The 11675-nt window shown below is 34.1% G+C and carries 11 protein-coding genes; 8 read left to right on the top strand and 3 right to left on the bottom strand.

Going from position 1 to position 11675, the window contains the following annotated elements:
* Positions 1-152: 152 nt before the first annotated feature.
* A complete protein-coding gene (locus tag HMPREF2818_RS01365; protein WP_000162275.1) occupies positions 153-749 on the bottom strand; it encodes an Ltp family lipoprotein in 597 nt (198 codons plus the stop codon).
* A gap of 221 nt (positions 750-970) precedes the next feature.
* Between HMPREF2818_RS01365 and HMPREF2818_RS01360 the strand changes: the two genes are divergently transcribed.
* The 3 genes from HMPREF2818_RS01360 (at position 971) to HMPREF2818_RS01350 (ending at position 3328) form a co-directional block, all read left to right on the top strand.
* Positions 971-1468: a hypothetical protein gene (locus HMPREF2818_RS01360; RefSeq protein ID WP_000582587.1), complete on the top strand. Its 498-nt coding sequence runs from the start codon at positions 971-973 to the stop codon at positions 1466-1468.
* Positions 1469-1471: 3 nt separating this feature from the next.
* The gene (locus HMPREF2818_RS01355) at positions 1472-1888 is read left to right on the top strand and encodes a VOC family protein (protein WP_000245057.1); all 417 of its coding nucleotides are present in this window, start codon (positions 1472-1474) and stop codon (positions 1886-1888) included.
* A gap of 99 nt (positions 1889-1987) precedes the next feature.
* The gene (locus HMPREF2818_RS01350; RefSeq protein ID WP_000285046.1) at positions 1988-3328 is read left to right on the top strand and encodes an MATE family efflux transporter; all 1341 of its coding nucleotides are present in this window, start codon (positions 1988-1990) and stop codon (positions 3326-3328) included.
* A 58-nt stretch (positions 3329-3386) separates the two neighbouring features.
* Here HMPREF2818_RS01350 and HMPREF2818_RS01345 read toward each other — a convergent pair whose 3' ends face one another.
* On the bottom strand, positions 3387-4154 hold the full coding sequence (locus HMPREF2818_RS01345) for an epoxyqueuosine reductase QueH (RefSeq protein ID WP_000567585.1): 768 nt from the start codon (positions 4152-4154) through the stop codon (positions 3387-3389).
* 158 nt (positions 4155-4312) lie between these two features.
* On the opposite strand from HMPREF2818_RS01345, the gene uvrC reads away from it, so the two are divergent.
* Positions 4313-6094 (top strand): excinuclease ABC subunit UvrC, encoded by a 1782-nt coding sequence (gene uvrC / locus HMPREF2818_RS01340; RefSeq protein ID WP_001003953.1) that lies wholly within the window; start codon positions 4313-4315, stop codon positions 6092-6094.
* A gap of 41 nt (positions 6095-6135) precedes the next feature.
* Here the strand turns inward: uvrC and HMPREF2818_RS01335 are convergent, their stop codons facing one another.
* A complete protein-coding gene (locus tag HMPREF2818_RS01335) occupies positions 6136-7917 on the bottom strand; it encodes a glycerophosphodiester phosphodiesterase (protein WP_000942620.1) in 1782 nt (593 codons plus the stop codon).
* A gap of 169 nt (positions 7918-8086) precedes the next feature.
* Between HMPREF2818_RS01335 and HMPREF2818_RS01330 the strand changes: the two genes are divergently transcribed.
* The 4 genes from HMPREF2818_RS01330 to HMPREF2818_RS01315 all read left to right on the top strand — a co-directional run bounded on the left by HMPREF2818_RS01330 (position 8087) and on the right by HMPREF2818_RS01315 (position 11572).
* Positions 8087-8689 (top strand): nitroreductase family protein, encoded by a 603-nt coding sequence (locus HMPREF2818_RS01330; protein ID WP_000670189.1) that lies wholly within the window; start codon positions 8087-8089, stop codon positions 8687-8689.
* Between the two features lie 46 nt (positions 8690-8735).
* Positions 8736-10142 (top strand): dipeptidase PepV, encoded by a 1407-nt coding sequence (gene pepV / locus HMPREF2818_RS01325; RefSeq protein WP_000150956.1) that lies wholly within the window; start codon positions 8736-8738, stop codon positions 10140-10142.
* A 96-nt stretch (positions 10143-10238) separates the two neighbouring features.
* Positions 10239-10823, top strand: a complete 585-nt coding sequence (locus tag HMPREF2818_RS01320) for a uracil-DNA glycosylase family protein (RefSeq protein ID WP_000130586.1) — start codon at positions 10239-10241, stop codon at positions 10821-10823.
* Between the two features lie 14 nt (positions 10824-10837).
* Positions 10838-11572 (top strand): PHP domain-containing protein, encoded by a 735-nt coding sequence (locus HMPREF2818_RS01315; RefSeq protein WP_001205495.1) that lies wholly within the window; start codon positions 10838-10840, stop codon positions 11570-11572.
* Positions 11573-11675: the final 103 nt, after the last annotated feature.

Here is an 11675-nt window from a genome sequence, read left to right as displayed (position 1 = left end):
TATAATTTCTGTCTAGTTTAGTGTAACCTATTCATATTGATAAAAACCCTCCTAAGTCTTAATGAACTTAGGAGGGTTCTTGCTATTTTACAGCTGGAATATTAGCATAAGCTATCAATTCTATTACATAAGGATAGACTATTGGTATGTCATCATTTCAAATGATCTACAGCATATTGGGCTTCATCATTTGTGAATTTATCGCCCAGCGTAGATGTCAATTGTTTATAGATTTCTTCTTTGGATAAAGAAGAACTACTTTGATAACTTTTAGCAGTCTCAAGAGCATTTTCTTTGAAATCTACTTTGAGATGGTCTATAGCATATTGGGATTCTTCTTTTGTAAATTTATCAGAGTGGGTTGCCTTATCTGGAGACTCCGAATAGAGCTGTTCAAAGATAGATTGTTTAGATAAATTCATGGTCTTTGAATAAATTTTGGCAGAAATCAAGGCATTTTTTTTGTAATCAACCTTGAGGTTATTAATCACAAAGTTGATGTCTTCTTGACGATATTTCTTAGAATCCTTTTTTAATTTTTCAATGATACTATCTTTAGACATATGGCCAGACTTAGCATATTCTCTTGCTTTTTTGACAATTTTTTTTTGAGTTTTATTAAATTTAATTTTTGCTTTCTTGGTGGCAGCATAAACGTTGTTATGATTAAAAATAGAAGTTGTTGGTGTATATAAGGCTATTCCTACTAAAAGAGTAGCGCAGATAAATAAGAATATCTTTTTGGTCATGTTTAGCTCCATCAGCTTTTTAGGTGAATCAGGTTTACACCTTGATTGATGCTTTGACATTAAGTCTAGATTAATTATAAGTATTAAGTAGAGAAAGGTCAAGAAATTACTGAGGTGGTAGTGTTCTAAATGTACTACTTTTTATAAGTGATTAGAATGTACTTTTTCTTCAAAAAAGAGTATACTAAATTATCGAAGATTTTAATCAAAAAGGAAAGAACATGATTATCGACTTTAAAACCGTTTCAACTAAAGGTTTGGAGACTTCTCCAGTGGCAGAAGCCTTGGCTGGTTTGCGTGCAAATGAAGCTCGCTATTTCTGGAATAAATTCAAAGTAGCCTACGAAACATTTCCAGTATCAGACTATCCAGAATTGATGGCAGATATTAATCACCTTCTAAAAAATGAACGTAACCTTGTTTTTGCTGCAAAGCCTTTAGAGATTTCACAGCTTTTTTTAGAGAATCGTATTTTATGGACACATGTTTTCTATGAGGATGGTTTAGCCATTAATATTTTATATGAATTAGATAATCCTAAAAAGAGAGCTGTAGGTTTAAAATTATCAGATGGAATGGATATTCCTATTGAATTAGCGGACAAGTTTAAGTTTGCTCGTCAAAAGTCAAAACTCGCAGGTATAATACGTGGTTCTTATTTTACCCTAAAAGGGGAAAATGAAACTCTGATGCAGCGTTGGTTGGATAATATGAAGTGAGGTATGGTAATGAAAGCAATTGAAATTTATATGAATATTAATGGTCGTGGGGCCGAAGCTATTACATTTTATGAAGAGGCTTTTAATACAAAAGCAGAACACGTCACAACTTTTGCACAGGGTTGGCCAGATTGTTCGCCAGAACTTGAACATTTAATTATGAACGCTCAATTTAATATTGATGGTATTCGAATGCAACTTTCTGACAATAATCCTATTTTTGATTTTCAAATTGGACAAAATATGACAGCAGCTTTAATTGTGGAATCTGTAGAAGAAGCGCAAGAGTTATTCAATAAGCTTTCTCGAGATGCAATGAACATTAAAATGCCTCTACAAGCAGTTCCGTGGAGTCCAGCTTATGGAAATGTGACTGACAAATATGGTATGACATGGCAAATCAATACTGAGCTTAGCTAAAATGGGGTTGAGGATTATTTCTCAACCTTTTTAAATAGCATTGACAGAGTATCCTAGCTAAGCTAAAATAAATTGATTAAGGTGAAAAGGAGAAAAAAGATGTATCAAACTCAGACAAATAAGGAAAAATTTGTTTTATTTTTGAAATTATTTATCCCAGTATTGATTTATCAATTTGCTAATTTTTCAGCTACTTTTATTGATTCGGTTATGACTGGACAGTATAGTCAGCTACATTTGGCAGGTGTGTCAACTGCTAGTAATTTATGGACTCCGTTTTTCGCTTTATTAGTAGGTATGATTTCAGCATTAGTACCAGTAGTTGGTCAACATTTGGGTAGAGGAAATAAAGAACAAATTCGCACAGAATTTCATCAATTTCTATATTTAGGTTTGATACTGTCCTTAATATTATTTTTAATCATGCAATTTATTGCTCAACCTGTCTTGGGGAGTTTGGGTTTAGAAGATGAAGTTCTAGCAGTTGGTCGTGGTTATTTAAATTATATGTTGATTGGAATCATGCCGCTGGTGTTGTTTAGCATTTGCCGTTCATTCTTTGATGCATTGGGGTTAACAAGGTTATCTATGTATCTGATGCTTTTAATTCTACCCTTTAATTCATTTTTTAATTATATGCTTATCTACGGTAAATTTGGTATGCCTAGACTAGGAGGTGCGGGGGCAGGTCTTGGAACTTCTTTAACTTATTGGGCTATTTTTATTGTTATTATTATTGTGATGTCACTTCATCCTCAAATTAAAACATATCATATATGGACTCTGGAAAGAATAAAAGCTCCTTTGATTATTGAAGATATTCGATTGGGATTACCGATTGGTTTACAAATTTTTGCAGAAGTTGCAATTTTTGCAGTAGTAGGCTTATTCATGGCAAAATTTTCTTCAATCATTATTGCAGCACATCAGGCTGCTATGAATTTTTCATCATTAATGTATGCCTTTCCTTTAAGTATTTCCACTGCTCTAGCTATTACAATATCGTTTGAAGTAGGGGCAGAGCGCATTCAGGACGCAAACACTTATAGTAGGATAGGACGCTTAACAGCGGTAGGGATTACATCAGGAACCTTACTATTTTTATTTCTATTTCGTGAGAATGTAGCAGCAATGTATAATAGTGACCCTCACTTTGTCGCTATTACAGCTCAATTCCTAACTTATAGTCTCTTTTTCCAGTTTGCAGATGCTTATGCAGCTCCTGTACAGGGGATTTTACGAGGCTATAAGGATACAACAAAACCATTTATGATCGGTGCGGGCTCTTATTGGTTATGTGCTTTGCCATTAGCGGTTATCTTAGAAAAAAATAGCCAGTTAGGTCCGTTTGCCTATTGGATTGGTTTAATCACAGGTATTTTTGTTTGTGGTCTATTTCTAAACCAACGTCTGCAAAAGATTAAGAAGTTGTATTATTAAAGTTTGACAAGATTTATACCAAAAAGGCTTAGTTCTTTACTAAGTCTTTTTTTATCATTTACATTGACTTGCCATTAAATGTGAAGCGTATATTAGGAAATTCTTCTTTGCCGTCTTTATCACTCACGAAAGCTTTCGCATCTTTTTTGATTTGGAGAAGATTTATCCCTTGATCTTTAGCACCGAAGATACACCCACAGTAACATTGTCGGTAGATATCATAATCTTTACACATCTCAACGGAACGTTGGTAACCTTTATTTTTTTTAAGGTCGCTAGGAAGATACTGAGTATCATAAATTTTTTGGACATCAATACCAATAGTATTGATTGTTTGAGAGTTTTTGTGAGGACTAATAGTTAGGGCACTGCCAAAGTAATCAAAACCTAGTTCAACGGCTTTTTCCGCTGTCTTATCAAGACGGAAATCATAGCAAACTTTACAACGATCCCCACCTTCAGGTTCTTCTTCTAACCCATGAACAATTTTGAAAAATTCATTTGGTTCATATGGTGCTGATAAGAATTGTACAGAATATCCAGTATTTTTGTTGAAATCATGAACAAATTTTTGAGTAACATATTCGCGGCGATAATATTCATCTTTAGGATGGATATTTGAATTAGCAAAATAGATGGTAACATCTGCCCATTGTGATAAGTATTCAAGGGTATATGTACTACAAGGAGCACAGCAAACATGCATCAGAATTTTCGGACGGATATCACTAGCTTGCCACTGCTTAACCATTTGTTGCATGACCCAATCGTAATTGATTTTTTGGTTAGGTTTCATTTTTTCAAGAATATTCTCAACGTCTATCATAAAAACTCCTCAATAATTCACTTGTTTAAAGTGTAACATAAAATAATTGCTTAGACTAGGAGTATTGGGGTTTTATTCAAGTATTGGAAGATACAATAGATGTTGGGGAATAGTATTTATTTCGTAAAGATTACAGTACATTTTGTTATAATAGTTCTATGAATGAACTGATTAAACATAAGCTAGAATTGTTACCAGACAGTCCTGGTTGTTACCTTCATAAAGATAAGAATGGGACAATTATTTATGTAGGTAAGGCTAAAAATCTTAAGAATCGTGTGAAAAGTTATTTTCATGGGAGTCATAATACTAAGACAGAACTTTTGGTCTCTGAGATTGAAGACTTTGAATACATTGTGACAACATCTAATACCGAAGCTCTATTATTGGAAATTAATTTAATCCAAGAAAATATGCCGAAGTATAATATTCGATTGAAAGATGATAAGTCTTACCCATATATCAAAATAACAAATGAACGTTATCCTCGTCTTATGATTACACGTCAAGTAAAAAAATCAGATGGCACTTATTTTGGACCTTATCCGGATTCTGGGGCAGCAACTGAGATTAAGCGGTTACTAGATAGGCTCTTTCCTTTTAAGAAATGTACTAATCCAGCAAATAAAGTATGCTTTTATTATCATTTAGGGCAATGCAATGCACATACAGTTTGTCAAACTAATAAAGCTTATTGGGATAGTCTGAGAGAAGATGTAAAACAGTTTCTTAATGGTAAAGATAATAAAATTGTTAACGGATTAACTGAAAAAATGAAGAGCGCTGCTATGACTATGGAATTTGAGCGTGCGGCTGAATATCGAGATTTGATCGAAGCAATTAGTTTGTTGCGTACTAAGCAGCGTGTTATTCATCAAGATATGAAGGATAGAGATGTTTTTGGTTATTTCGTTGATAAGGGTTGGATGTGTGTACAGGTCTTTTTTGTTCGAAATGGAAAATTGATTCAGCGTGACGTGAATATGTTTCCTTATTATAATGAACCAGAGGAAGATTTTCTAACTTACATAGGGCAATTTTATCAAGATACAAAACATTTTCTACCCAAAGAAGTCTTTATTCCACAGGATATTGATGCTAAGTCGGTTGAAACAATTGTAGGCTGTAAGATTGTTAAACCACAACGTGGTGAAAAGAAACAGTTAGTAAATCTGGCAATAAAAAATGCTCGTGTCAGTTTACAACAGAAGTTTGACTTACTGGAAAAAGATATTCGTAAAACTCATGGGGCAATTGAAAATTTAGGTAATCTTCTTAATATCCCTAAACCAGTACGCATAGAAGCATTTGATAATTCCAATATTCAAGGGACAAGTCCAGTAGCTGCTATGGTGGTATTTGTGAATGGAAAGCCAAGTAAAAAAGACTATCGAAAGTTTAAAATTAAGACTGTTATCGGACCAGATGATTATGCTAGTATGAGAGAAGTCATTCATCGGCGTTATAGTAGGGTTTTAAAAGATGGCTTGACACCTCCGGACTTGATTGTAATTGATGGTGGTCAGGGGCAAGTAAATATAGCGCGTGATGTTATTGAGAACCAATTAGGTTTAGCCATACCTATTGCAGGTTTGCAAAAGAATGATAAACACCAAACACATGAATTACTTTTTGGAGATCCTTTAGAAGTAGTAGAATTACCGCGTAATTCAGAAGAATTTTTCTTACTTCACCGTATTCAAGATGAGGTACATCGTTTTGCTATTACTTTTCATCGTCAATTACGCTCCAAAAATTCCTTTTCTTCAAAATTAGATGGTATCACTGGGTTGGGACCAAAACGTAAACAATTGCTAATGAAACATTTTAAAAGCTTACCTAATATCCAAAAAGCTGAGATTGAGGACATTATTATGTGTGGTATTCCTAGGACTGTTGCAGAAAGTCTCCGAGATTCTCTTAATGATCCTCCTAAATAAAAAACTTAGTAGATACTGTTCTACTAAGCTTTTTATTTAATTTAACCCTCGCTATCAATAAGTTGGAGAGCTCTTTGATAATAATTAGGGCTATTTTTGATATCTTTATTAATGACCTTGAAAAGGTTGAGTTCATCTGTGATGATTCCATTAACTGGGCTTTGTAAATAACGTATCATAAGGTTATCACGGTTAATAGTCCAAACATAGAGCTGTTTATTATATTCTTGGGCGAGATATGCAATCCAATCATTGTATGAAAATTCCTCAATCCCATAAAAGTCAACGTTATGATTTTGAAGCGTTCCCCAATGTAGTGGGATTAGGTAACCTGTATCAAGTTGTGGCAATTTTTTCTCAACTTTTTCAATGAGTGTCAAGTTGAGAGACATTACTTTATGCTTGGTTGATAGACGAAGCTCTTTAAATTCTTTGATAAATTCATCCGCATAGATATCGAGGTTTTGATTATACGGTTTCAATTCAATCATGATTTTTTGATCTAGTGACTGAGCGGTCTTCATAAATTCTGCAAATGATGGAATGTGACTAGCAAAACGCCCTTGGTGAATTGGGATTTTTGTAACTTGATCTAAAGTTAGTTTAGAAACATCTTTGTTCATACCAGAGAGTCGTTTGAGATTATCATCATGGATGACTACTAATTTATGATCTTTTGTCATGATAACATCCATCTCTGAATAATCTGCTTTTGCTTTATGGGCTGCTTTTAATGCTTCAATAGAATTTTCAACGCCATGTGATGTATCACCACGATGGGCTATTAATTCTTTTTTAATTGAAATGTTATCTTGTAGGAGAGCCAGAGCTATAGCATTTTTTAAGGCAGTGGTACCAATAGCTAGAGCTAGGATAACACAAGCAATGTGTTTAAATTTTTGCTTATGTTGGACGCCTTTCCAAGCTCTCCATTGTTGAACAATACTTTTATTTTGTTTAATATCTGCTAATAGGTGACTTATGATTAAACATTTAATAAGAAGTGTTACGGCAAAAAGTATTGATTTTAAAAGGTTATAGAAAGTGGCTTGAAGAGGAAAATTGTTTCCAGAATGATCAATGAATGAAGATGTACCAGCAACAACAGCTAGTGCAACTGTTCCAATTACAGATATAAATAAACTGGTTAAAATAATTTTACTTAGAAGACGCCACTGATGCTTTCCGCGGCTAAGTTTCCAACTCTCTAAAAGTGCTTCTTTAGCATTGTAGTCAGTTAAAATGGTCAGCGGGAGAAAATAAATTAATCGAAGGTTTAAGTAACAAATAAGCAGTAAAAGGGTAGAGTAACCTATCTTTCCAAAGACTGTCTTTGTTAACTCGCCAGAAATAAAGTCAGGAATTTTAAGATGCTCTAGTATACTTGACCTTAGACCAAGGTTAGCTAGAGGAATTGTCAAAAGTAAGTAGATTGATACCCAAATTAGCTGTGGTCCTAAAAGTGATTTTATTTTTTTAGGAAAGATTGTTAGCCATTTTTTGATACTGAGAGAAAATTCAGTTTTCAGTATGGCAATAGTATAGATAGCGAACTCAGTATAGATGAACCCAATTAGGATTACGATATAAAGTATAAAGAGTAATAAAGCTAAGGGATGATTAAAAAGTAAAGTCCAATTGTCTTTAGTCACTGCGGGAGTATTTGACAATATCAATATCCGACGAAAGATAAAACTCAGAATTCCTTTTACTAAATAAGCAACTAAAGTTTGGATTAAGATACCAGTTCCAATGTAAACCCAAAATTGATTTTTTAAAGAGGTTAAGGTTAGAAAAAAATCTTCTTTTAATGCTCGTAGCATGAATAGCTCCTTTTTTATAGTCATTAGATATTGTACCACAAGTTTGTTTGTTTTTTATGGTAGTTTTCAAACCGGTTTCACTTTTTTATCAATTTTGCCTTCAAAAGCTGAAACGCATTTTAAAAAGTGATAGAATAGTAGGGAAAATCAAATAGAATAGGAGGTTTTTATGAAATTTCTAGAATTAAATAAGAAGCGCCATGCTGTGAAACATTTTAATGATAAACCAGTCGACTTTAAAGATGTTAGAACTGCTATTGAAATTGCGACATTAGCGCCATCTGCTAATAATATTCAGCCTTGGAAGTTTGTCGTTGTCCAAGAAAAAAAATCTGCTCTAGCAGAAGGTTTACCGGAAAGTAATTGTAACCAAATTAATCAAGCGCAGTATGTTATTGCTTTATTTACAGATACAGATTTAGGACAGAGATCACGGAAAATAGCTCGTATTGGTCGTAGATCTCTTCCTGATGATTTAATTGGTTATTACATGGAAACTCTACCACCACGCTATGCTTTATATAGTGAAAAACAAACTGGAGAGTATCTCTCTTTAAATGCAGGTATCGTTGCTATGAATTTAGTACTTGCCTTGACAGATCAAGGTATTAGTTCTAATATGATTTTAGGGTTCGATAAAGCGATTACTAATGATGTCTTAGAGATAGATAAACGTTTTAGACCAGAAATATTAATTACTGTTGGTTATAGTGATGAAAAGGTTGAACCTAGTTATCGTTTGCCAGTTGATCATATTATTGAAAAACGTTAATTTTTAAGCACAAACTACATAATATTTTATAGAAGGAGTTGCCGTAATGACAATTGATTTTAGAGCAGAAGTAGACAAACGCAAAGACGCTTTGATGGACGATTTAATAAATCTTCTTCGCATTAACTCGGAGCGTGATGATTCACAAGCTGATGCAGAGCATCCATTTGGTCCTGGACCTGTAAAAGCCTTGGAATTTTTCCTTGAGATGGCTGAGCGAGATGGCTACGAAACAAAAAACGTAGATAATTATGCGGGACACTTTACATTTGGTCAAGGCGAAGAAGAACTAGGTATTTTTGGGCATTTAGATGTTGTTCCTGCAGGCAGCGGTTGGGATACAGACCCTTATGAACCAGTTATCAAGGATAACCGTTTATATGCTCGAGGCTCATCAGACGATAAGGGACCAACAATGGCATGTTATTATGCTCTAAAAATTATTAAAGAGCTTGGGCTACCAACATCTAAGAAAGTTCGTTTTGTTGTAGGAACTGATGAAGAATCTGGATGGGGAGATATGGATTACTACTTCGAACATGTTGGTCTTCCAAAACCTGATTTTGGTTTCTCTCCAGATGCAGAATTTCCAATTATAAATGGTGAAAAAGGTAATATTACTGAATATTTACATTTTTCAGGAGAAAATAAGGGAGCTGTTAGACTGCATAGCTTTTCTGGCGGACTTCGCGAAAACATGGTTCCAGAATCAGCCACAGCACGTTTCACAAGTCATTTAGATCAGACAACACTTGGGGCTAGTCTAGCTGATTTTGCAAGTAAACATAATTTGAAAGCAGAATTATCTGTAGAAGATGAGCAATATACAGCAACAGTTTATGGTAAATCTGCTCATGGTTCAACACCACAAGAAGGTGTTAATGGGGCGACTTATTTAGCTCTTTATCTAAGTCAATTTGATTTTGAAGGTCCTGCTCGTGCTTTCTTAGATGTTACAGCCAACATTATTCACGAAGACTTCTCAGGTGAAAAACTTGGAGTAGCTTATGAAGATGACTGTATGGGACCATTGAGCATGAATGCAGGTGTCTTCCAGTTTGATGAAACTAATGATGATAATACTATCGCTCTTAATTTCCGTTACCCACAAGGGACAGATGCTAAAACTATCCAAACTAAGCTTGAGAAACTTAACGGAGTTGAAAAAGTGACTCTTTCTGACCATGAACACACACCACACTATGTACCTATGGACGATGAATTAGTATCAACCTTACTAGCTGTCTATGAAAAGCAAACTGGTCTTAAAGGACATGAACAGGTTATTGGTGGTGGGACATTTGGTCGCTTACTTGAACGGGGTGTTGCATACGGTGCCATGTTCCCAGGAGATGAAAACACTATGCATCAAGCTAATGAGTACATGCCTTTAGAAAATATTTTCCGTTCGGCTGCTATCTACGCAGAAGCTATCTATGAATTAATCAAATAAAATAATCCTTAAACTAAATATGTGATCAATGATAAAGGGTGGTGAAGACATGAAAGTGTCTTTGCCTCTTTTCATAAGGTTAGATTTGGAGACTTTATGACTGACTTGGAAAAAATTATTAAAGCAATAAAAAGTGATTTACAGAATCAAAATTATACAGAAAATGGTATTGATCCTTTGTTTGCTGCTCCTAAAACAGCTAGGATCAATATTGTTGGCCAAGCACCTGGTTTAAAAACTCAAGAAGCAAGACTCTATTGGAAAGATAAATCTGGAGATCGTCTACGCCAGTGGCTTGGAGTTGATGAAGAGACATTTTACCATTCTGGAAAATTTGCTGTTTTACCTTTAGATTTTTATTACCCAGGCAAAGGAAAATCAGGAGATTTACCCCCTAGAAAAGGTTTTGCGGAGAAATGGCACCCTCTTATTTTAAAAGAAATGCCTAATGTTCAATTGACCTTGCTAGTTGGTCAGTATGCTCAGAAATATTATCTTGGAAGCTCCGCACATAAAAATCTAACAGAAACAGTTAAAGCTTACAAAGACTATCTACCCGATTATTTACCCCTGGTTCACCCATCACCGCGAAATCAAATTTGGCTAAAGAAGAATCCATGGTTTGAAAAAGATCTAATCGTTGATTTACAAAAGATAGTAGCAGATATTTTAAAAGATTAAGGATAGGAGTTGGTATGAGAGATAATCATCTACACACGTATTTTTCCTATGATTGTCAAACGGCATTTGAGGACTATATTAATGGTTTTACAGGTGAATTTATCACGACAGAACATTTTGATTTATCAAATCCTTACACCGGTCAAGACGATGTTCCTGATTATAGTGCTTATTGTCAAAAAATAGATTATCTTAATCAGAAATATGGAAATCGATTTAAAAAAGGAATTGAAATCGGTTATTTTAAAGATAGGGAATCAGATATTTTAGATTATTTAAAAAATAAAGAATTTGATTTAAAACTATTGTCAATCCATCATAATGGTAGGTATGATTATCTGCAAGAAGAAGCTCTGAAAGTACCAACAAAGGAGCTTTTAGCAGATTACTTTAATCGTATGGAATTTGCCATAGGCCGTGTGGAAGCGCACGTTTTAGCTCACTTTGATTATGGTTTTCGTAAGTTAAACTTAGATGTAGAAGATTTAAAACCGTTTGAAACGCAATTGAAGCGCATTTTCATAAAGATGTTATCTAAGGGGTTAGCTTTTGAACTAAATACCAAATCCCTTTATCTATATGGGAATGAAAAACTTTATCGCTATGCTTTAGAGATACTCAAACAGCTTGGTTGTAAACAATACTCTATAGGCTCTGACGGTCATATTCCTGAACATTTTTGTTATGAATTTGATAGACTTCAAGGTCTGCTAAAGGACTATCAAATTGATGAAAATCATTTGATATGAGGAAATTTTTGATAAAAAAGCTAGGCAATATTGCTTAGCTTTTTTGTAATGCTATTGATAGTTTTAGTGAAAATTTCAAAAAAATAAAGAAATCATTTACTTG

Source organism: Streptococcus sp. HMSC076H09, from assembly GCF_001811765.1.
GTDB classification, from domain to species: Bacteria; Bacillota; Bacilli; order Lactobacillales; family Streptococcaceae; genus Streptococcus; species Streptococcus agalactiae.
The sequence above is the reverse complement of the archived record's forward strand: the minus strand, read 5'-3'. Positions and strand labels throughout refer to the sequence as shown.